26 protein-coding genes are annotated in these 21043 nt (G+C 57.5%); 11 read left to right on the top strand and 15 right to left on the bottom strand.

Going from position 1 to position 21043, the window contains the following annotated elements; genetic code table 11:
• Positions 1-51: 51 nt before the first annotated feature.
• The 8 genes from FS320_RS02605 to FS320_RS02570 form a co-directional block, all read right to left on the bottom strand.
• A complete protein-coding gene (locus FS320_RS02605) occupies positions 52-1086 on the bottom strand; it encodes a CpaE/TadZ family protein (protein WP_162002999.1) in 1035 nt (344 codons plus the stop codon).
• A 238-nt stretch (positions 1087-1324) separates the two neighbouring features.
• Entirely contained in the window at positions 1325-2065 is a 741-nt protein-coding gene (locus FS320_RS02600; RefSeq protein ID WP_152709050.1) for a CpaD family pilus assembly protein, read from the bottom strand.
• A gap of 11 nt (positions 2066-2076) precedes the next feature.
• Complete coding sequence (locus FS320_RS02595) at positions 2077-3642, bottom strand: type II and III secretion system protein family protein (RefSeq protein ID WP_152709049.1); 1566 nt, start codon at positions 3640-3642, stop codon at positions 2077-2079.
• An 11-nt stretch (positions 3643-3653) separates the two neighbouring features.
• Positions 3654-4457, bottom strand: a complete 804-nt coding sequence (cpaB, locus tag FS320_RS02590) for a Flp pilus assembly protein CpaB (protein ID WP_152709048.1) — start codon at positions 4455-4457, stop codon at positions 3654-3656.
• Between the two features lie 132 nt (positions 4458-4589).
• Positions 4590-5093, bottom strand: a complete 504-nt coding sequence (locus tag FS320_RS02585) for an A24 family peptidase (protein ID WP_152709047.1) — start codon at positions 5091-5093, stop codon at positions 4590-4592.
• A gap of 35 nt (positions 5094-5128) precedes the next feature.
• Entirely contained in the window at positions 5129-6469 is a 1341-nt protein-coding gene (locus tag FS320_RS02580; RefSeq protein ID WP_152709046.1) for an invasion associated locus B family protein, read from the bottom strand.
• Positions 6470-6547: 78 nt separating this feature from the next.
• Positions 6548-6928 (bottom strand): hypothetical protein, encoded by a 381-nt coding sequence (locus FS320_RS02575; RefSeq protein WP_152709045.1) that lies wholly within the window; start codon positions 6926-6928, stop codon positions 6548-6550.
• Between the two features lie 232 nt (positions 6929-7160).
• Positions 7161-7334: a Flp family type IVb pilin gene (locus tag FS320_RS02570; protein WP_152709044.1), complete on the bottom strand. Its 174-nt coding sequence runs from the start codon at positions 7332-7334 to the stop codon at positions 7161-7163.
• Between the two features lie 418 nt (positions 7335-7752).
• On the opposite strand from FS320_RS02570, the gene FS320_RS02565 reads away from it, so the two are divergent.
• Positions 7753-8220, top strand: a complete 468-nt coding sequence (locus FS320_RS02565) for a pilus assembly protein N-terminal domain-containing protein (protein ID WP_162003000.1) — start codon at positions 7753-7755, stop codon at positions 8218-8220.
• A 179-nt stretch (positions 8221-8399) separates the two neighbouring features.
• A complete protein-coding gene (locus tag FS320_RS02560) occupies positions 8400-8705 on the top strand; it encodes a hypothetical protein (RefSeq protein WP_152709042.1) in 306 nt (101 codons plus the stop codon).
• 26 nt (positions 8706-8731) lie between these two features.
• Here FS320_RS02560 and FS320_RS02555 read toward each other — a convergent pair whose 3' ends face one another.
• Positions 8732-9682 (bottom strand): tyrosine recombinase, encoded by a 951-nt coding sequence (locus FS320_RS02555; RefSeq protein WP_152709041.1) that lies wholly within the window; start codon positions 9680-9682, stop codon positions 8732-8734.
• Between the two features lie 326 nt (positions 9683-10008).
• Here FS320_RS02555 and FS320_RS02550 point away from each other — a divergent pair, with 326 nt between their 5' ends.
• A complete protein-coding gene (locus FS320_RS02550) occupies positions 10009-10716 on the top strand; it encodes a hypothetical protein (RefSeq protein ID WP_152709040.1) in 708 nt (235 codons plus the stop codon).
• Positions 10717-10916: 200 nt separating this feature from the next.
• On the opposite strand, the gene FS320_RS02545 is transcribed toward FS320_RS02550, so the two are convergent.
• Positions 10917-11843 (bottom strand): hypothetical protein, encoded by a 927-nt coding sequence (locus tag FS320_RS02545; RefSeq protein WP_152709039.1) that lies wholly within the window; start codon positions 11841-11843, stop codon positions 10917-10919.
• 144 nt (positions 11844-11987) lie between these two features.
• Complete coding sequence (locus FS320_RS02540; RefSeq protein ID WP_152709038.1) at positions 11988-12275, bottom strand: DUF7696 family protein; 288 nt, start codon at positions 12273-12275, stop codon at positions 11988-11990.
• A 555-nt stretch (positions 12276-12830) separates the two neighbouring features.
• Between FS320_RS02540 and FS320_RS02535 the strand changes: the two genes are divergently transcribed.
• The 3 genes from FS320_RS02535 to FS320_RS02525 all read left to right on the top strand — a co-directional run bounded on the left by FS320_RS02535 (position 12831) and on the right by FS320_RS02525 (position 14925).
• Positions 12831-13043, top strand: coding sequence for a hypothetical protein (locus FS320_RS02535; protein WP_036367043.1), 213 nt, complete (start codon positions 12831-12833; stop codon positions 13041-13043).
• Between the two features lie 171 nt (positions 13044-13214).
• A complete protein-coding gene (gene repC, locus FS320_RS02530; protein ID WP_152709037.1) occupies positions 13215-14363 on the top strand; it encodes a plasmid replication protein RepC in 1149 nt (382 codons plus the stop codon).
• 73 nt (positions 14364-14436) lie between these two features.
• On the top strand, positions 14437-14925 hold the full coding sequence (locus tag FS320_RS02525; protein ID WP_152709036.1) for an NUDIX hydrolase: 489 nt from the start codon (positions 14437-14439) through the stop codon (positions 14923-14925).
• A gap of 18 nt (positions 14926-14943) precedes the next feature.
• Here FS320_RS02525 and FS320_RS02520 read toward each other — a convergent pair whose 3' ends face one another.
• Complete coding sequence (locus FS320_RS02520) at positions 14944-15201, bottom strand: hypothetical protein (protein WP_152709035.1); 258 nt, start codon at positions 15199-15201, stop codon at positions 14944-14946.
• On the opposite strand from FS320_RS02520, the gene FS320_RS45030 reads away from it, so the two are divergent.
• From FS320_RS45030 to FS320_RS02515, 3 genes are read left to right on the top strand one after another with little or no spacing between them, the layout of a single operon-like run.
• Entirely contained in the window at positions 15200-15337 is a 138-nt protein-coding gene (locus FS320_RS45030) for a hypothetical protein (protein ID WP_153885279.1), read from the top strand. The two genes, FS320_RS02520 and FS320_RS45030, sit on opposite strands and share 2 nt — an antisense overlap.
• A gap of 11 nt (positions 15338-15348) precedes the next feature.
• Positions 15349-15741, top strand: coding sequence for a Rap1a/Tai family immunity protein (locus FS320_RS50635; protein WP_425294296.1), 393 nt, complete (start codon positions 15349-15351; stop codon positions 15739-15741).
• Positions 15742-15773: 32 nt separating this feature from the next.
• Positions 15774-16400, top strand: coding sequence for a hypothetical protein (locus FS320_RS02515; RefSeq protein ID WP_152709034.1), 627 nt, complete (start codon positions 15774-15776; stop codon positions 16398-16400).
• A 191-nt stretch (positions 16401-16591) separates the two neighbouring features.
• Here FS320_RS02515 and FS320_RS02510 read toward each other — a convergent pair whose 3' ends face one another.
• Positions 16592-16954 (bottom strand): hypothetical protein, encoded by a 363-nt coding sequence (locus FS320_RS02510; protein ID WP_152709033.1) that lies wholly within the window; start codon positions 16952-16954, stop codon positions 16592-16594.
• Between the two features lie 517 nt (positions 16955-17471).
• Between FS320_RS02510 and FS320_RS02505 the strand changes: the two genes are divergently transcribed.
• Positions 17472-17996 carry a hypothetical protein gene (locus FS320_RS02505; RefSeq protein ID WP_152709032.1) on the top strand — a complete coding sequence of 175 codons (525 nt, stop codon included), beginning with the start codon at positions 17472-17474 and terminating at the stop codon, positions 17994-17996.
• 29 nt (positions 17997-18025) lie between these two features.
• Here the strand turns inward: FS320_RS02505 and FS320_RS02500 are convergent, their stop codons facing one another.
• A complete protein-coding gene (locus FS320_RS02500; RefSeq protein WP_152709031.1) occupies positions 18026-18412 on the bottom strand; it encodes a hypothetical protein in 387 nt (128 codons plus the stop codon).
• A 105-nt stretch (positions 18413-18517) separates the two neighbouring features.
• Here FS320_RS02500 and FS320_RS02495 point away from each other — a divergent pair, with 105 nt between their 5' ends.
• Positions 18518-18973 carry a GNAT family N-acetyltransferase gene (locus tag FS320_RS02495; RefSeq protein WP_152709030.1) on the top strand — a complete coding sequence of 152 codons (456 nt, stop codon included), beginning with the start codon at positions 18518-18520 and terminating at the stop codon, positions 18971-18973.
• A gap of 1051 nt (positions 18974-20024) precedes the next feature.
• On the opposite strand, the gene FS320_RS02490 is transcribed toward FS320_RS02495, so the two are convergent.
• A complete protein-coding gene (locus tag FS320_RS02490; RefSeq protein ID WP_152709029.1) occupies positions 20025-20690 on the bottom strand; it encodes a ParA family protein in 666 nt (221 codons plus the stop codon).
• Between the last annotated feature and the right edge of the window lie 353 nt (positions 20691-21043).

Here is a 21043-nt window from a genome sequence, read left to right as displayed (position 1 = left end):
GGGCGTGCCCTGACGGGTCGAAATCGCGTCTTCCGAACATGGATACCTCGCTTAAGCAGCGGCCTTGGCGGCGCTAGGCTTGCGGAAACGGTTAAGTAGACCGGTCAGTGACCCCAGAGACGCGAGCGAGTTTGCGCGCGCCTTCGGGGGATCCATCGTTTCGCCGGTGACCTTTACCGACAGATCTTCGAAGGCCTTAGTGATCCGCGCATTGGTATTCATCTGGCAAATCATCTGGCCATTGTTGGCTGCAGTGGCAAAGTTCTTGACGTCATAGGGTACGACCGTGGTTGGCGGTACGCCAACGCCCTCAGAGAACTCGGCAACCGTGATCTCCTGCTTCTTTGGCACCTCGGTCATGTTCAGGACGTACAGAGGAGGCTGATCCGACGCCCGAAGCTGCATCAGTTGCGCGAACAGGTTCTTCGTATTGCGCAGTCCCGCGAGGTCGGGAACCGTGACCACGATGATTTCGTCGGCCTGAGCCAGGACCTGATACACCCAGCTGGTCCAAGCATGCGGAACATCGATGACCGAGAGGGGGCTTGTTGCCCTCAGTACGTCCAGAAGCTTGTCGACGGCTGCTTTGTCAAAGTCGCAGGTGCGGTCCAGCAGACACGGAGCGGAAAGAAGCTCCAGCTTGTCTGATGCTGGCGAGATCAGGTTTGTGATCAGAGCTTCGTCGATGCGGTCAGCCGTCGAGAAAAGCGCTTCAGCGATATCTTTGCCGGCCGCTTCGTTGATGTTGAAATTGAGTGCTGCGCTGCCGAATGCCACGTCCATGTCGACGAGCAAGGTCGACTTTTCGTGCTTTTCCGCAGCGGTCCAGGCAAGGTTGTGGGCAATCGTAGAGGCTCCAGTCCCACCGGAAGCGCCGATGACGGCAACCAGCCGGCCCGACGCCTTGCTCTGGCTGCTCTGGTAAATGTTAGCGATTGATCGGGTGATCGTGTCCGGAACGACCGGCGATATCAGGTAGTCCTTGGCGCCGAAGTCGATCACGCTCCGATAGAATTGGATATCATTGATGGAACCGATGACGATAAGTTTCGTCCGCGCGTCGCAAACGTCTGCGAGCCGATCCAACTTGCGGTGGACTTCGTCAGCGTCTCCTGACGCCTCCACAATCAGAACGTCCGGGGACCGGACATTGTGGTACTTGCCGGTGGCTCCTTCGATACCTCCCGAATAAACCTGTTTCGTGGATCGGAGCAGAAAGCGGCTGCTGAAGGAGGCTTCGAGAGCATCCTTTGTCTCCGAGTTCTCATACCAGCCTTCGATCAGGACTGGCGGAACTGTGCCCATGGTGATGGCAGTCTTCATCTTAGTTACCTCCCGAGCCCATGCTTTCCTGAATGCCAGCTTCAGGCCTGACCCACTTGGTTCCGGGATCCTCGCCGTTGCGGAGCTTGCCAATCGCGTTGAGCCTCTTCGCGGTGTCGATCCGATCCATCTGACGTGGCCGGACTGCATCCAAAGGGTCAGCGATCTGTTGCGCGATCATAGTCTGGGTCGCGCAGCCGAAGTTCTCGTATTCGCGATTGTTCATGTCGAGCTCGAGGCTGGCGACGCCCAGGTCGTCATGCCATACGCCACATTCGGCAACTACCTTCGCTTGGGCCGTGATGTAGGATAGCTTCACGGGCGAGACCTTGCCGGGATCCTCCGGCATGTAGTTGGCATAGCGGACGTTCCCACCGTTGATGCCAAGGCGGTCCAACTCGTCTTTGATTTCCTTCGCCGTGCGACTGGCTGCTGGCTCCGATCCCCCGACAGGATTGGTCGGGATTGAGATCAGAAGAGGGGACTTAGTTTCGTTTCTGAAGGACCTTGCGAAATCTCGGACATCCCGTGTTTGGCGAGGATCCAGCCCGTAGGCTCTCATCGGGTAGACCCTGAGCTCCTGAGGAGCGTTTCGAAGCTCGATGGGAAAGCGCTCGTCGTGTGCGGCCGGGATCGGGGAAACATTGGTGTCCACGAAGTCGGTCGTGCTACAGGCCGAGAGAGTGAGGGCAGAGAGACTGATGAGAGCAGCCACGGTCGTGCCACGAATAATGCGTGTCATGACATGTTTCCTTAGTTGACGATGAAGCCGACGCCATTGAGGGGCTTTTTGCTGGGGGCCTGGCGTGGCGTGACTCGATTGACTTGACCCAGGAAGACGGTGGCCGGATCGGGTGCGTTCTCAAATCCTTTATCCGGGCGCACGGCCTTCTTAGGATCGACCGGCTTCGACAAGTACGGTGTAACGGTAATGACCAGCTCGGTTTCGGAGCGCTGATAGTCGCGCGACCGGAAGAGAACTCCCAGAATTGGAACATTCATCAGGCCTGGATATCCGTTGATCGCTTGACGGGTGTTCGTCTGGATCAGTCCCGCCGTCATCATCGTGGAGCCGGACGACAACTCGACCGTGGTCTCGGATTTCCGGGTCTTGAAGCCAGGGATCGTGAAAGTTGTGTCCTCCCCGACCGGAATGGTCTGGGCGATCGTGGAATCGACTTCCGAAACTTCTGTGCCCACTCTGATGCTCATGCGCCCGCCTGACATGACGACAGGGGTGAAATTGAGAGAGACACCGAACTTCTTGAATGTGATGGTCGGAGTACAGCCGCCTCCAGGTACGCACTGCACTGCCGTCGGCACCGGCATTTCGCCGCCGACCAGGAAGGTTGCTGACTCTCCAGAGACTGCAGTGAGTGTCGGCTCAGCCAGAGTGCGGGCGACACCAGCCTGCTCCATGGCCTTGAGCATCGCGGACCCCTTGCCTTTATCGCCGGCAAAGTCGCCGCCCAATACGCTCCTGGTTTTATCCATTCCCTGAAGCGAGAAGGGAGCATCGAATGTCCCGCCAGCGAGCCAGTTTCCGACCTTCCAGGTTCCATTGGCATTGACGCCGAGCTGCTTCAGGACGTTGCGGCTGATTTCCGCAACTTGAACCTTAAGCATCACCTGGTCTTGGCCGCGAATAGTCAGAGCGTTGATAATTCCACCGTTCGACGGGCCTGGGGACGAGCCGCCACTATCTTCCGCGGGCAGCATCGGCATCCCGCGAGGCCCCATTGCGCTCGCCATGGCTCCTCCGGGACCGCCGTCGAGGAAGGCGCTTGCAATGTCCATGGCTTGCTGGGCTTCCCCGGCGGAAGCAACCTCGCCGGTCAGAATAATCTTGTTGCCGACCATATTTGCCACGATCTGGGCGCCTGGGATGGTCTGAGACAGCGTCTCGCGCAGGAGCGAAAGGTCCTGGGCTACCCGGACATCGAACGTGGCAACGCGGCGACCGTCAGTGTCCATGATATAGATTGTGGTCGAGCCGTTGCTGGCACCTACGAGGAAGAGGCGACGGTTCGACTTGATAACCGCATTAGCGATTTTCGGGTTTGCCACGAAGATATCTGCAGCTTCTGTGTCCAGATCAATCATGTCGGACGTGCCGACAGCCAGATCGATGGTGCGGTTCATGCCGCTGACCGGTCGTGAGGTAGGACGAGAAGCCGGCCGCGTCGAGAGCGTCATGATCGGCGCAGTTTGATAGTCGGCTGCAATCGAAATGGTCGGGGAAAGCACAGTCGACGCAGCGAGAACGATAGCGATAGCACGTCTCACGGGAGAGCCGGCGGGTGAGTTGATAAAGGGCATGGATCTTCCCGTTACTGCGTGAGTTCGGCGGCGACGCCGGACCGGATGATGGTGAGCTTTTGCTCTTCCTTCTTGGTGTCCTTTTTTGCTTCCTGAGGGACGCGAGCAGCGTCCTTCTCGAAAGGACGAAGGGCCATGGTGAGAGACCCCATTTTCTGGGCTGAGACGATCATTTCCGCCTGGCCGGGGGTGACTTCGAGTGTGGCGGTCCGACCGGCAATCGTCTTGCTGCCCTTCTCTTCACGAAGGAAATTGCCAATGGCGAGGATCCGGACATTGCTGAGGATCACTTGAGAGGTCGGGCCGCCGGACTTCGGATCACGCATCTCCACGCGGATGATGTCCACGCGATCGTTGGGCAGAACGAAGCCACCTGCAGTATCGGCCCCTCCGCCATCAATCGGAATGGCGATGGCACGCATATCGGGGCTCAGCATGGCAGCGAGGAAGCCGTTTTCCTTCTCAGTGATGAGCTTCTCGGGTGTGATGAGATCATTGGCGATCAGTGGAGTCCGGACGAGAGCACCATCGAAGGAATCCAAGTTCGTGTTCGGGCTATGCAGAATGCCATCGTCTGGCTTGATAGATTCCGGCCACCGTTGCCATTTGAGATCTCCGGGCCCAATGCGACGGCCGATTTCGAGGGGCTGGGCTGCAACGAGAACCTCAACCGTACGTTCAGTCTCGCGAATGGCCGGCGCCTGGATAATCTGGGCCGGTGGCGGGGGAGGTACGGAATTTTGACCCGCGATGAAAGCAACGCCTCCACCAGAGAGGATCGCAACACCGAAGACAAGGGCTCGGGCGGGTTTCATGTCTGGGAGATTCCTATGAAATCTGTCGATTGCGCGTGTTCAAGAGTATGCCTATGCGAGCCCAGAAAAGGGAACAAGTAGCATCCGGCTAACTAATGGTATTCTTAATGGCTTTATTCGAGGCAGTGACGATCAGAGTACTGTCTGGAATACTGTGATGGCTGCTGCCAGGGCGATAGCGATCCCGTAGGGGATCATCTGCTGGCGGGAGTAAAGCCGGTCGCACCACTCCAATTGCAAGATTGCTGCCGGAACTGGAATCTGGCGGAGCGTTACGAGGCCAAGGGTGAGGAAGCCGCCAAATATGGCGGTGAGGGTCAGGAAGGTAACGAACTCCTGGCTGAACCCAAGCCAGAGGGCGATGGCTGCAATCAGCTTCACGTCGCCGCCGCCCATCCAGCGGAAGTAGAAGGGAACGCACAGGACCACGAGAGTTGCAAATCCGACCAGGATATTGGAACCGACTTCGTCAATCGGGCGCCGTTGAAGAAGGGCAAAGATGATGCCGAGACCAGCCAAGGCGATGGTGAGGCGATTTGGAATCGTCATCGTCAGGAGGTCAGAGACTGCAGCGGTCAGCATCAGAAGGACGAAGACCGCGACAGAGGCAAATTGAATGGTGAGATACTGATCCATCGGTAATCGTCTGTTTGCAATGGGGTTGCGGGAGATCAGCGCTTCTCGGGGGCGGCCTCGGCGGAAGCCACCTTTTCTCCCTGGGATTTAGTGTCCGTAGTCGCGCGCGCGGTCTTGATCCCGAAAGGATCTTCGCTTGCTGCACGCATGGCGGTCTCGAATCCGCCCATAGTGGCGTCGAGCTCCACCGGCTTGCCGTCGACGGAATAGCGGAACTTTACGCTTGGGTTACCAGAGAACCAGCTCTGGACAATGCCGGCGATCGGGAAGTAGGCGGTGCAGCGGTCAGCGCCGCAGGCCCATTCCTCGGCGGCGATGGAGCGCTCGAAGCCCGCGATCACTACCTTAAGACCTGGCACCGCATCGGCTTTGGCGGTGAAGTCGAAGTGGACGATGGCCTTCTTGTCCTGGGCAGTGGCAATCTTCCAGACGAAGGTCTCCGCATCCTTTGCGACCGATTGTTCGACGGAGCAGATCCGCTCGTTCTTACCGAGATTCAGGTCACAGGTGAGATTCCATGAATCGAAGTACCGGACCGTCCGCATCAGATCGCCGTTGGGCATTCCAACGGGCTTGGAGACGGAGGCGAGGACAACAGGTTTCGCCTTGCCCTGGTTGCCCGTGAAGTGAGGCTTTGGCTTCTCTTTTTCCTCAGGCTTCTCAACCTTCTCGACCTTATCCTTCTTTTCCACCTTGGCGGGGGCTTCCACCGGCTTTTCCGAGGTTGCTTCAATGACCCCAGCCAAGCCCTTTTCGATGGCGGCGGCATCGATCTTGGGCAGCTTGTCCGCCTCGAGCTTGGGGGAATCTTTCTGAGCGGACCTGGTGGCTGCAGCGTCGTCTTGCTTCTTCGGAGAGGGGCCGGCCGGGACATCCGCGGTTTTGGGCAAGGAAGCAGGGACGGGAGAAGCGACCGCCTGCTTTGGCTGGACGTCGGCAAGGACACCCGCTGGAACCGGGATCGGCTCGGACGCCGGAGCGGCGACAACGACTTTGGCGGGAGAAGGCGGCGGAACGGGTACAGCGTCCGGGGTGGGAGCCTCCACTGCTTGTGCGGGAGCTGCGGCGACAGGGATTGGGTCCCCGAGGCGCGCGGTATCCTTGGTCACCGGTCGAGAGGGAGCCTCCCTGGGGGCTGGAACTTGCCTCTGTGCAGTACGATCGGCCTTCCCGTTCTTCGATGCGGCAACGGGAGCCGGGATAGGGGCGGGAGGAGCCTCGGTCCCATAGTCGCTCCAGTCGGATTCGCCTGCCTCAATGATCAGCGGCATGGAGAACGGGTCGCTCGACCGCATCTCATGAGGAAGCTGTTTAGTGTCCAACGCGTAGGCGGAGGTAACAACGAGGCCCGCGGCGATCAGTGGAATGGAGCGCATTATTCTGCCCTTAGGTGACGCCGCCCGACGTTCGCGGTGGCGGCACAGAGTTAAGTTTATTGGCGTGAACCAGCCGGATCAGCGGCGGGGAGTACTGTTTTCTTCGGCGAGTCTCGCCTTGTAGGCGCCGAGCCCTCGCGTCGATTTGCGAGAGGCCGAGCCGTCGTTCCATGAGTAACGACGAGGCTCAGGATCGGTCAGTGAGTTCATGTGCGCGGCGTAGCCAGAATACATGCTGCCGACGAGTTGAAGCTTGCCCTGGCACCCCATGACGAAGGCATTGGCAGGCGTGTTCAGTCGCTCCTGGCAGGACTCGATAGCGCTGTAGCCGCGCAGCTTTAGGGCCTGGTTCATGTAGGCGTTCCAAGCCTTGTTCGGGTAGCGCATGGACTGAGGACCACCGTCCATGAAGATGGGCAGCCCTACCATGCTTGGCGCAGAGGGGAGGGGAGCGAACATGTCGTCTCCGCTCAGGGGCATGGATTGCGTTGAAGGAAGCGAACTCAATGGGCTCGCAACCAGGAACGTAACAGCCACCCCGAGAAGGATCGCGTCTTTGGAGATTCCATACATCGGCATATTCTCGCGCAAATCTTTCTAATGGGGTTTTTACCCCCTTTCTGATCCCATTTCCAAACTAAAAGAGGCGCCGTCTCCGGCGCCTCATGAGGAATTCGCATGATGCTTAAGATCAGGGGGCAGTGGTCAGCGCATTGCCGACGTTCTGGAAGGTCGTGCTCAGATTGGTCTTCAGACCGCCGAGGACCGTGATCAAACCGACGCCGACAACTGCGGCGATCAGGCCGTACTCAATGGCGGTGGCGCCGGACTCGTCGTTTGCGAGCTTCTTCAGAAAAGTCTTCATGTCAGATCCTTTGTTAGACAGTGAAACCGAGACCCCACAAAGATGGCAGGTCGTTTGGATCGTCGGAGGATTCGCAGTGGTTCGGTGGGTCCGGCGTCCATGGAAAATGGGTAGTGGGGTTTAGAAAGGCCGTCAATAGGATTTAAAAGGGGGTCAAGGCTTGTTTATGCCGCAATATTCGGTTCAAATGCTTTTGAAACGGGAGTAGATTTCTCCTGTAGCCCTTCTGAGGCCTTTGTATCCGCATTTCGTATACGCATTGAGGACATAAATGAGTGACCCGGTTCGCCATCCAGTACGTTCTTCGCCCTTTGCTGGCGTATTGCAGCGTAGATTCTACGTGCGCTCTACGTGCGTAGGCGCGCTGATTTCGTTGTCTCTCGGCTTAGCGAGCACGGCATACGCGGTAGAATCTCAGGTGAAGGAGGTAGATCCTGAGCTGGCTGCGCCAGATTCCCCGTTCACCACTGTCGATGAGGCACCAAGCAAGCCATTGAAGATGACTGTCAGTGTCGCCACTGATCAGGCATTGGTGGTCAGAGCTCCTGGCGGGCTGAAAACCCTTATCCTCGGCAACCCCGCGATCGCCGACGTGAATGCGCAGAAGCACGGGATTCTCGTGGTAACTGGAAAGACATACGGGGTCACAAACCTTGTGCTGGTCGGTGACGAGGGCAAGATTCTTGGGGAGGCCCTAATCCAGGTTCAGGCTCCGAAGTACGGTATCGTTTCTGTGCAGCGGGGTATGGAGAAGGAATCGTACTCTTGCACACCGAAGTGCAATCCGACGGTGGTGCTTGGAGATAGCCAGCAGTACTTCTCCGAGACGAGCCAACAATCGACTGCGCGAGCTGGTTGGGTCTCCGCAGGATCTACGGGGCGGTAGTAGACGTCAGATCCTATTCCGCCGCTCTGTAGCGCCGGTGGCAGCGATGCCGCCGGCGTCTTTTCTTTGGGCTTTATCAATGTCAGTCGACCGTAGTCCGGCCTCTGATTAGGTCAGTTTCGGACTAGGATTGGATGCTAGGAATCTCGCACAGGTTAAAGGTCTTGTGGGAGCGAAATGTGAGTGAGCAGTACAATAGCGACGAGACTCAGAAGAAGGGGTTTGTGCGCGCGAACTGGCCGATCGTACTTGGCGTCGGCGGTGCGACGCTCCTGTTCATCTTCAAAAACGTTGACTTTGCGAAAGCGTGGAAGGTCTATTTGGAGCCCGCCATAGGCTTCATTATCCTCGGGGGCCTCGTTTGGATGTTCGGCGGCTTCTTCCTGAAGTCGTTCTGGTACCGGAACCGGGTGAAAATTTACTGCGCTGTGGGCATAGTCATCCTCTGGGCGATCTGGCGCGCTGGGCTGTGGGACAAGCTCTAGCCCCATCGTTGGCCGCAGATCCGCGGCTAGTCGGCACTTTCGAAGCTGTTGAGCGGGTGTAGGTCGCGCACCATCTGGGTCAGCCGGGACCGGTCCAGATGGGTGTAAATTTGGGTGGTCTCGATGCCTGCATGCCCGAGCAGTTCCTGCAGGACCCTGAGGTCTGTGCCTCCAGAATGCATATGGGTCGCAAAGGCGTGACGTAGGACGTGAGGCGATACCCGATCAGGACTGGAAATCCCGGCCGCCACTGCCGCTTCCTTAATCTCAAGGAGAGCAGCCTGTCGCGTCAAAGCCTTCGTGCTGTTGCGGACGGAATGAAATAACCACTGCGTCGGTTCCCCACCTGAATATTGAGAGGCTAGCTTTTGCCAGTCAGCAATGGCTGCAATGGCTCTGTCATGGAGAGGTACGAGCCGATGCTTGTCGCCCTTGCCACGGACCATCATCATTCGGGTTCCCGGCCTGGCAGCGTCTGACGGAAGTGAAAGAGCCTCACTGATGCGCATGCCCGAGGCGTAGAGCGTCTCGAATAGGGCTGCCCGACGGGCATAGCCGGCCTGACGGTAAATGCCTACCGAGGGATCGGCCGCAAGCCTGTGGGCCGTCTCCAGGAGCGCCTCCGTCTCGGCAATCGACAGTACAAAGGGAAGCTTTCGGGCTCGGCGCATTGACGAGAGATTGGATGTGGGATCGTGGGAGCCGAGTTCCTCCGCAATCAGGAACTTGTGCAAGCCGCGCGCCACAGTGATCCTTCGGGCAATGGTCGACCCGGCATAGCCGCGCCGATCGAGCTCGGCGATGTAGTCGCGCATCTGTTCGAGGCCAATAGAATCCAATCCAAGGCTGTTCTCCTCGAGCCAGGCGAGATAGCAGTTCAGATCGTCGGTGTAGGTGTCGATGGTACCGGCCGAGGCCCCGAGTTCTGTGGACAGGGCATCAAGCCATAACTGAGCAAGCCGTCGATTGGAGCGCATGGGATTCTCCTGAGCGGAAGGATCCTCGCACACCAGCGGTTACGAACTTCTTGTCAAAAGTTTGCTTATGCGAATATTATAGCGTGGCCTACAGGTAACCGTTTGTTCTCCCCTCTCTTGAGGTCTGTCTGACGGTCCTAAGAAAGGGATTAGATACAGAGTGCAATGAGGGGATATCCCGTTCGCAGCATTTTCTGACAACGAGATTTCTCAGTTAACCACCTGAAAAATTTAGCCTGTCTGATGGTGCTCACTGCTGTTCACTGAGCAACCTATTAGGTATTCAAAATAGGAAAAGTCAGCCCCTCGATGATATGGAGCCAATTTTGTCTACCGATAATACCTGCAAGATCTTTGGTCAGACTGTAGATTTTAGTTTCCTGAGCGGGACCGCGATTGATATCCAGAATTGGAGTTCGTCACACGCTCGACTCGAAGGCGGCGGGGGGTGGATTCATCCTACCTATGGCGGATACATCCAAGCTCCTAGTTTTGAGACCTCCACGACGCAGCACCTTCGAGTTCGCATCAAATGGGACAACGGAACGCAATCAGGTGTTGATCTCCCCGGCGACGTTCATGTTAGCCCCGGAGACCGCTTGATAATGGTCGCCGGCGAAAACCGGGTTGCAAAGCTCTGGCATTGGGCTGGTGTGCTCAACGTGACCACGAATGAGGTCTACGGGTTTGGAGCAACAGGCGAAATTGTTAAAGCGCGTGGGCAGAACGCCCTGGAGAGAATCGGCTTCACACTTGTTCGTGCATCGATGATGAGTGGTCAGGCCGGCGTGGTGATGTACATAATTTTCGGCGCAATTATCAGTGCCATTGTTGCTGGTGTACTATCGCCTAGCGGTAGTTTCTTAGGCACCTGGATCTTTGTTGGTATCGTGTTTGGAGCAGTTTCGGCGGTCGGCTTTTCAAAAGCACTCAAACAGCTCACTGACGCGCCGAAGGCTTACAACCAAGCTATATGGAATTACCTTCACTCCATTCCGCAAGAAAACCTGCAGAAGCTCTCGGCTGCCTCATAGCAAATACTCGGGCGGGCTAAGGCGATCAATCGCTCTGCTCGCCCATTTCGAGCCGAAGTCCATGCAATGTAGCCCTCGCGGGCATCTGGACAGGCACGGCGCATCTCCGACTGGGAACACGGTCGGTAACTGGCGAACTCCGTGGCGAGCCCTGAGCAGATCTTCTAGCCCAGCCAGTGCTGCAAATTTCGGCCGCCGGTCTAGGTCGCCGGCGAGTTGTCGTGTGACCTGTCCATAAGGTCTTGGAGTTGATCAACCGGGAAATCGTAATGCTGGTCATCGGGATCCGGATTGTCCTGGCTCATGAGATGCCAAAGAGTCCAAGGGGCGCCCGTTGTATCGATGAGGAAGACCAAATCCGGGGCATCGACGCGACCAACCAGAAGGTTCTGAAGAGCCTCCCTGATTACAACGTGGTTGGATAGGACGAAGTCGTCGGTTTCGAGGACAAGCACAGTCATCGCTCCGAAGCGCTCTTTGCACTGGAGCAACTTCGGGCATTTTCCGGTATTCCTCCCATTGCCGAAAAGGGAGATCCGCAAGTTGGACAGCCGGAGACTTTCGAGCTCCTCCGGGACATATCGAGTGATGAAAAAGCGCCCGTCATGGCGGGGAGACCTGGCCCAGTGAATGTGATGGACCAACTTCAGAGGAAACGGGATCCCCGTAAGAGTTTCCTGAATCTCCTGGCTATGTCCCCGCGGTAGGTAGTTTCGCTCGGTATTTGGAGGCGCTTGTTCGGCAAGTTCCCGGGCCTTCTCCAATATCCAGTCCGTGACGGCCTGTTGCGCTGACGTGAGCGCGCGCGGATCCGGCAGCCTTACATTAGTCGGGAGCAGGAGCGTGAATGTCCCGCGGCCTGGCAGATGGCCCTCGACCGCCTGCTGGACGGGAGTTGTCAGGGATGTGAAGTACCTGTCCCACTCGATCTGTTCGCGGAATGGCTGGATCAGGGTATGCTCGAGAGCGTAAGGCTGCTCGCCGAGGGTAACGAGGAGCTCCACAGGCGGCATGTCCGGCATGCGTTCGGGGATGCGGAGATCTCGGCGCGTGCGACCTGTGCGCTGTTCCAGATGCTGCAGCACCGCATCACAGGCTCGCCCCTCGTTGCGTCGTCTATTGGTCATCCGGAACCGGCCTTAAGGATTGGCAAGGCCGATATAGTGGTCGATGAGATCAGACGCCATGCCCTCCCCTGGCGGCAAAATTGCAGGGCTGCCGGCCGAATATTCAACTGTAAGGCGGTTATAAACGCGGGATTCGGCGATACTTCAAAGTTCCGGCCCAACCGTAGATTGTTTCTTGGCGGCTCGGACTTCGTGCAAGCGTCTGACGGTTTGCCAGAGTGCATCCGCTGCGGCCTCACCTCGGACAGCGACGATCCCGCGCTGGCTCTTGTCCTCTTTATGGCCGTTGAAAAACGTCTCACGGTCGGCCGGCGCCATGGCAAGGACCGCCCTCGCCTCGCATTCGTGCCGCCATTCCTCCGACCAGGTGCTGACCGGCTCGCCTGTCAACTCAGAGACGGCCGTCGTATCTCGGTAGGGCTGGGTCGTCATAAGGATCTCGACGCTGGACGGCTTAGGAGGCGGGTTCGGATTATTAAAACTTCAGCCGGGTAGCTTCAAGGACTTCGGCGGCGAACTGGCGAAGTTCCTCTGCAGAACTGTCCGTATCCATCTTGATCACAACGAGAGCTGTCGAGATTTTTGCGAAAAGCTCCTGGTGTCGGCGACCTCTCGGGATACTGGAGGATCCATCTCGCGGGCCCGTTCCAGCGTGTAGGCGAGATCACGCTTCTAGGCTTCAATAAGATTGCTCGACATAAAGAGGCTTCCCTGCAGAGCAGAGTCGTTGGGCCGGACCTGCTCTCCTGTTGGATGTAAACGAATCGGCGAATATTTCGGTTCTTCTTATCCTGTGGACCGGTTTATTAGCTCGGAACGAATCGCCGCGCTTCGCTTTGACTCCGCCTTTCTAGAAAGCAACAGGAATTATACGAAGTTTTCCAAAGCCTTCTTTGATGATTCAGTGTTTCTGCTTGCTCCTCGACTCCACTCCCCTCCGAGAATCGGGCAACGCTGGTGGCGCGTAACTAGCATCGTGGGTGTGTCATGGCTAATCACTCTGCCCGCCAACGCGTTCAGCGCTTCCGTGAGGGCCGCAAAAGCCGCGGCGAGCGGCAGACGAACGTCTGGCTGTCGGAGCCGATCAGTGAGGCACTCGATCAGGCTGTGAGGAGCGGGGTTTTCCCGTCCAAGCAGGTTGCGATCTCCCACGCGCTGGAGACGGTCTTCATTCGCAAGGAGGCGAAGACAGTGACGTAACCCGGCAAAGCAAAAGGCCCACGAAGCTGGAAACTTCGAGGGCCTTTGGGATCACCGCCGGAGCGGCAATAAGGATTTGTCTAGCAACAACCTTATGCCATCCGGACAGTCTGACGTCAATAGCATCGGATTCGGTGAACGCTCCCGCTTTGCCCTGACATGGAGGGTGCGATGCAGGTGGCATCGACAGGAGGCCGGCGGCTCAGCCATGCCGCTCTGGCCGCGAGGAAACTCGCGCTCGAAAACGGCCGTAGCGTGACTCGTAAGGAACTCTCGGCTGCCGGCCGGGAGGCGGAGAAGGCGCTCCAACTGCGCCCTGCCCTGCGACTGGTGCTTTCGGAACTCGTCGCCTGCTGGGGCGAGCAGGATTGGGAAAGGCTTCTGGTCTGGCCGTCGAACGATTACCTGGTCAGCCGGACTGGGCTCAACGAGCGCACGATCCGGTTCGCGTTGAAGGCCCTCATCGAGATGGGACTGATCATCGCGAAGGATTCTCCAAACGGGAAGCGGTATGCCGTGAAGGATCTGGCAGGGGAGATTATTGATGCGTTCGGGTTCGATCTGACGCCGATCTACGCCCGTCGGGGTGAATGGCAGGACCTTCTCATTGAGCAGAAGCAGCTGCGGGAGGTCCGGAAGCGTGAATTCGACGAGGTGACCATCTGCCGGCGAGCGAGCGAGGAGGCTCTGGCGTCCCTTGCGGAGCATTATCCGGAGGTCGATCGCACCGACCTCGAGGAGCAGTATCGCAATCTGATGGCAGAGACGCCGCGGAGGTCCTCGGGGGCGATCCCAGCAGGGGTTCTAAACGCGTGGCAAGCATTGCGGATTAGTACAGAACAAACGTTCTATGACTCCGGGAAAGGCGGAATCGGATTCCGCCACATAGAAGCAAACAACGGATCTCCTAGCGAATCTTGTAACAAAGGCTTTCCGAAGAAAGCTGAGGCGGTTCGTTCAACCGAACAAACCCCAGAGCACCTATCACCGGAATTGATCCTTGAGGCCTGCCCTGCCGTTAGCGAGTACGGACAACCGATCCGCGATGTGGCAGATATCGTGGCGGCCGGGCGGTTCCTGCGGGCATCGTTGGGCGCTCACGAGAGCGCCTGGCGTGAGGCCGTCGATGAGCTGGGGGCCGTCAAGGCGGCGGTTGCCGTGTTGCTCGTTGTGCAGCGTTACGAGGACGACGTCGCATCCGGAGAAAACAGAATCCGAAACCCGGGTGGGTATTTCCGCGCGGTGGTTCGGATGATCAAGGACCGCAAGATCGATCTTGAGGTCGAACTCCTGGCCATGAGGAGGCGCCGGATGTCATAGTGGGTCAATACCAGGTCGTTCAAATTTAGCCTCACCGCATAGCGCGCCGCTTTTTATCTTTGAGGAACATCCTATGCGCCGACGTCCCTCAGCCCGACTGCTCGTCCTCGATCCGGACGGAAGAGTGCTGTTGTTTCGCTTCTCCTTCCAGCGAGGAGCCCTTGCGGGTCAAACTTACTGGGCCACACCGGGAGGCGGCCTCGAAGAGGGGGAAACGTTTGAACAGGCGGCCATCCGGGAGCTCAGAGAAGAGACCGGCCTCCACGTCGACACGATAGCACCTGAAGTGGGGAGCCGAGAGTTCGTCCTACAGCTCCCAGACGGCGAGCATGTGATGGCGGAAGAACGTTTCTTTGTTGTTCAGGCCGAGCATACGGACCTGTCGCGGGACGGATGGACACCCGAAGAGCATGAGGTCATGGCAGACCATCGCTGGTGGTCAATGGCGGAATTAGCTCAAACGTCTGAGACGGTCTGGCCAGACAATCTCTCCGATATCCTGAGCAGGATTGAGATCCCTGCACCTGCAGGTCGGACTGTCCCATCCAATTGCGTTCCATAAGGCCCGTTCCGCGAAATTCTATATTCCAAGCAGCAGGGTGGCAAAGCCTCCAAGATCCCGCCCGAATGCCACCGCGAGGAGGATCAGGAAAAGGGAAAGCCCCCAGACGGCATGGTGGATGAGCCGGTAAGCCTTACCAGGCGCATCAGCCATAAAGCAGGTCAGCCAGATCCCGCTGACGATGAAAAGGCTGCTCATCCAGAGGAGGAGCCAGACTCCAGTCTCACGACGCGCCCCGACCTCGGTTTGTGCTTCCACGGCTGAGAGGGGCAGCATGAAGAAGCTGATGGCGGCCGCTACCATGACAACGGGGAGACTGAGGAGGAGGGCCAAGCCTAACGAAGTGAAAAATGAAATGGCACGCTTCATAAGCGCCGCTATAGGAAGCAGCGCCGTAAAAGTCGACGAATAGCGCGAGGGGCAATGGGCTCAAACCCCGTATCCAGACAGATCAAATCAGCGGTGGCCTCGGTTGGCTTGGCCGGCCTGATGGCATGCTTCGGTTTACCCCAAGAAGCAGGGGCGACGGGTGCTGAGATGAAGTGGGCCTACAACTACCTGGAGCCTTGCTCAAAAGGCTCCCCGAACCGGCCGGTTTGTGTGCGCTTTATCGATGGATTCCTTCGAGGGGCAAAGGTCCAGGCTGAATATTCGAACACTCGCCTGCCCTATTGCCTTCCGGAGACGACAGGGCCTGAGCAAGTTGCAGACGCCTACTATGCGTTCATGGAGAACTATACCCACTTCCAATATCTTGAAGCGGGTGGGCTCTTACACATCGTCCTAGGGGACAAATGGCCCTGCGTGCAATCTTGAGCCGCGATTTGGATAGGAAGGCGACCAATCGCATGCAGGTACTGCGCTCCGCCCTTAGAACGCTAATTGTACTGGCTATCACCTGTGTCCTGGCCGCAAGCCCGGCCGCCGCCAAAACAAGTCGCGGAGCCCAGATCGGCGGGAGATTTTCGGGCTTCTTGTATGAGATCCTGTTTGCCGCAATCGCGGGTGAGCGGCTCCCTCAGGTGGTCACAGTTCACGCTCCGCCGTGCTCAGCCGATGATTATCGTCGTTTCGAGTCCTTCTCAGCCGCAGGGGACTTGGCTGGAGCTCGGCAGCTCTACAGCACCTGCGCTCTGAGCAAGACACTGACCCTGCTGGATGAGGATGATACGGTCCTTATTCAAAATCTCTTTAGGGTTCCGGACGAGCACTGCGCAGCCTACGCCACGATCTTTGAGACCGCCTTTGCCCGGTTCCGGCCTCTCAATCCTGACATCACCAAAGACCCGGTCGTTCTGGACAATCCCACTGGCATCCTGCGACCGCAGTTCGCCGTCTCAAGCAAGGCCATGATCCCGAGCCCTGCTAGCGATGGGACGCTTCGGCGCGGCGTCTTTGCAGTTGGTTGCAAACCGGGCGAGGGGCTGCATGCCATCTACATTTGGAAACTCAAACCCGACAAAATCACTCCCTAATCCGATCAGGAATATCTAAGTAATTGTTGCCCAACTGAGGCTCTTTGGAAGGCCAGTTAGACTGGCAATTTACTGAGCCCGGGCCGTCGGTCGGAAATTCATCTTCCGAATAGTTTAAAAAGACATACTATCCGGTTCCATAAAGGCTTATCGGAAATTCGCCGTTGTCCCACAGGCTGCGCTGCCAATGCTCAGCCTGCCATGATGCCCGTCGCTGCGCCTTGTTCGGCAGTGTTCTTGATCTTCTCGACTAGGGCCATCAGTCCCAGCTTTTCGAGTTCTCCTTTAACAGCATCAGCCTCAGTACCTGATGCTGTGTCAGGGACATCAAAGGGCAAAGTTGGGTTCTCCCTGACGGCAAGAGGCGCACCTGGGGCAGCAAGCGCTCCGTCCGCATTGTAAACCTTCTCCCACGCGACAAACGCCTCAGTCCCGCGCAGAGCCTCGAACTGCTGCGACAGTTCATCAAGGCGAGCCTTGATAGCCTTCATGGACTCACCGCCTTTGAGCACCTGCATGGCATAGGTCATCCGTTCCAGGTCGGCCTGGATCATGTCCTTCTGCTCGGCCGTTCGCTCCTGGGATGGGATTGCCGTGAGCTCCTTGAAATCGGCTGTATTCCAGTCAAGAGCATCTTGGTAGCCCTGATAATATCTATGATCCGCCTCAAGAAGTCGGAACTCGTCGAAGATCTTGGCAACAGGTTCGGCCTGCCATTTCAGCAGAACAGGATCATCTGGGGCCCGATCAGACATCAGGATTGATTTGAAGGGGCCAAGCTTTGGCGCTCCGCTACCTGAAGTATAGCCTCCTGCCTTGATCTCCTTCGACGTCGTTTCTTGTGACGTGGCAAGGTTCGCAGAGACTGAATTCTCTGCCTTCGGGCGCATGGTGATGATGGGAGATCGTGTTGCGCGAATTTCCATGGCTGCCCTCAGTTATAGAGCGGGAACGTATCCGCTCATTCAACGACAGGTAGCTTGCTTGGAACTGACCCTGGATTGGCAACTCAGGTTCCGTAAACGGCCTTACGCGCAATTGCGCAGCACATCCTGCGGTCTAAAAGGAGCTATGCCGCCTCCCATCCATAGGTTCAACCCGCCGATGATCAGCTCTCCGACACGAGCCTTTTGGACCATCCTCTGGAGCGGACTTGGTTTTGTCATCCTGACCGTGATGGCTCGTGCGAGCTGGGATGTCTTCTGGATCGATTTTGCGCAGCAGAACCCAAACCGGTCCCAAACTCATGCCCTCATGCTCATACCGGTTATTGGGATTTTCGGGGGGCTGGTGATCACGCTGGTGCATCTGTCTGGCGCCTTGGTCATGGCTGCTGCGGTCACGGCGGCTATCGTGCGTCGCCTCGGGCAGGCCCCAATTTGGACGGTGCCTCTACTTGTGCCCGTCTGTGGGTTGGTCATCTACGGACAGGACGCGCTCCTCGGATATCCACTCTCGCTCGATGGTCCCGACGCTTACACGCCTGTCCGCCGGGCACTCGTAATGTCCGCCACTTTGCTCCCTGCGCTGATCGGCAGTTGGTGGGTGATGCGCTATCGAACCAAGCGCACTTCATCCTCGACCCTCATTCCGTAAAGGGGCTTATCGGAATTTGGAGCTCGGATTTATTCGATCAGCGCGGCCACAAGCCATGAAATCCCGAGCCAGGTGACCCCGCCGAGGACGAACAGGGCTCCGGCCGAAATGCCAGCATTTCTATCTATCCAGAGTGCATCCATGATCCTGCTAGGCTGATCCGCTGCACTGGCAGCCATTCCTTCAGATCCGCCCGTGCTGGAGCCGGCGAACATGATTGCCCCCAAGGCTCCTATCCCAAGCCCCACATAGGTGGCGGTGTCGAGGAGATCGGTGGCAGATCTCTTATCGAAGAGCCAAGCCGCAACAGCCGTCGAGACGAAGGCCGCAATATTGAGGACTGCCAGCCCTTTGGCGATGGTCTTCAGGTTCATGGCATTCGCCCGGGTGCTGTAGATAGGAATACCAGCCTTCAAGCTACATCCTAAATGTGCATTCCATAAAGGCGGTTTTCGGCAATTGGTGCTTGTCTGAGAGCGTACATACCTCTCAATTGAGGCAGACAACGGTAGGGAAGGCACATGTACGAGCTGAAGAGGGTGGAGGCAGCAGAAGATTGGAGACAACTCCACGCAATCAGACGTGCCGTTCTGTTTCCTCCCCATCGACATAGGTTTGAATACAATGAGAACCATCCGGATGATCGTGCGGAGGGCAACGCGCCCTATCTCCTGCTCCTCGACGCAGAGCCCATTGGGGTTGTGCGGCTTGATAAGCGCGGTTCTCTTGGGGTGGTACGATTGGTTGCCATCAGATCAGAGCGGCAGCGGCAAGGGCATGGCCGGATCATGAGTGATCTCATTGATCTGGAGGCGTTGCGCCTTGGGATTACCGAGTTGCGCGTGAATGCGGCAGCCGATGCAGTAGGGTATTACGAGAAAACAGGGTGGTCGCGGAGTAGTTGGGATCCAACAGAGTTGACCGGCGTGGCTGAAAACTGCGTGCAGATGGCCAAGTCGCTATCAAGCATTTCATAAACGGCTTACCGGAAATTCGAGCCGCGAAAGTCAAGGTTTGGATCAAATCCTGAGGCGGCTGAGGCAGCCTGCTCGAGCCTTCACATTTTGGATGAAGCCGTCCAAATCCATGTGATGCACATCGCGGTATAGCAGCCAGATTTCTTCGCCCCGCAGATTAGTGCTCTCAAGGTCCATGAGGATTATGAAGCCGGCGAACGGATCCTGTACGATCCGTCCCAGAACACAGGCAGCGCCTACATTGCCGGCAGCGAGCTTTCCGACCGCTCCAGCGAGGGTGTCCGAGGCTTCGAGCATCTGTCGACGGTAGCCTTCCCGCCGACGACCGTCTAGGCCTATCCTAGGATGCAACCCCTCAGGTTCCGTAAAGCGTCTTTCAATCCCCCGGCGTGAGTTATGCGGCTTTCTGGAGTAGCCCCAAGAGGCGAGCTTCGCGCCGTGACAGCATGGAGCGGATATGCGCTCTCACGCGAGCGGCTTGAGCCTCTTTGATGAGAGTTATCTTGCCAATGAACGCCATCGTTGAAACCGTTTCCTGCTGCTCCCGCTCCACAACACAACGGCTAAGGTTTTGTTCCCGTGGTACGCAAGGCAGTCGGGCAACACTTCAGCGGCCGGGCCGGCTCGATGTGTTGATCGTAACGCGGTTTCCAGTGATCGGATCGAGAATGGTCATGGGCAATACTCCCCGCTCAAGCACACGGTGAACGCCGCCGCCTTCGGGTTGGATCAATTTCGTTTGTGATTGTGGTTAGGGGACCGTTACTGCACAGGAACACCTACCGAAAACAAGCGAGGCGCATGCCTGCGCCCCGTTCGCATTAGTAGGGAGACCTGCTCGTTGTCCCAGATCGATCAGGCAATCTGAATTTGCCCGAGTATGGTTAACAAGGTCTTAATCAGGACTGTGGTTTGGCAATGGCCTCACATCGAAGCCTTGCCATCGGTTTGCGTGACACAGATTCTGTGATCTCTGGACGGCTGTGGGCATGCATGTGGACGAACTGTGATGGTTCCGTCGCTCATCGATTATAGCTGGCTTGGGCCGCTGTCAGGCCGATTGAGCGTGTTTGTCCATCATAGCTTCAATGGCCTCAAAGCTCCTTGTGAGCGCTCGCCAAAGGTTGCCGATCTCCTCTGAACCGGACGACCTGGAGTTTAACTCGTTAACGCCGGCACCATGAGCCAGGGAGAGGGACAGTTCGGGGTTATGTGTGATCTGACCGGCCCATGTCGGAACGTCGAGCGCCTGCATCGCGCTTCGTGCATCCGCAACAATCGGGTCATCCGAGCCACTCTTGGCGGGCGCGGCGTTGATCACCACCGCATAAGGCTTCTTCAGGTCACGGCACATTTGAATCGTGGCCTGAACGGCGTCGACATCGAACAGCCCCGGACGCATGGGGATCACGACCAGATCTGCGTGCCAGATCGCCTCGGCCACTGGGGCTTCGGCGTTGGGCGGCGTGTCGATCAGCACCCATTCAGCCCCAGCTCGCCGCGCCTTCGCCAAGGTGGCTGCCAGATGCTTGGTGCCAACATGGAGCGGAAGGTCCTGTGCGCCCCGAACCTGGTGCCAAAGGGCCAGAGATCCCTGTGGGTCTGCGTCAATCAGGAGCGTCGGCCGAGAATGCTCGGCCATATAACTCCCCAAATGCGCGGCAAGGGTGCTCTTTCCAGAACCACCCTTACGGGAAGCAAAAACCAGGACATTCATGACAGTACCCCCATACTGAGCAAAGCGATTTTGATTATGTGATCGTGACTGAGCTGGAACACTTACGGAAACAAACCAGGTGCATATGCTCGCCCGGCTTGTTTACGTGGAGAGACCCGCCCGTTGTCCCAGATCGATCAGGCAATGCATCGTTGCTTTAGTATGGTTAACGGAGGCTTAATTACGAAGACGGGTTGAAAATCTCACCTCGGAGCCCTCGGTTATCAAGCGTATCAGAAGTAGAATTCAAGCGGGCGTCCAAGCATTCGAAGCTAAAGTTCTCACGGGAACCGCGTCACGTTTCTGTTTAAACCTCGCCCCCTGGAACGGTAATTGCGGAGGATAATGATCAA

The organism is Microvirga tunisiensis, from assembly GCF_009296175.1.
Classification (GTDB): Bacteria; Pseudomonadota; Alphaproteobacteria; order Rhizobiales; family Beijerinckiaceae; genus Microvirga; species Microvirga tunisiensis.
The sequence above is the reverse complement of the archived record's forward strand: the minus strand, read 5'-3'. Positions and strand labels throughout refer to the sequence as shown.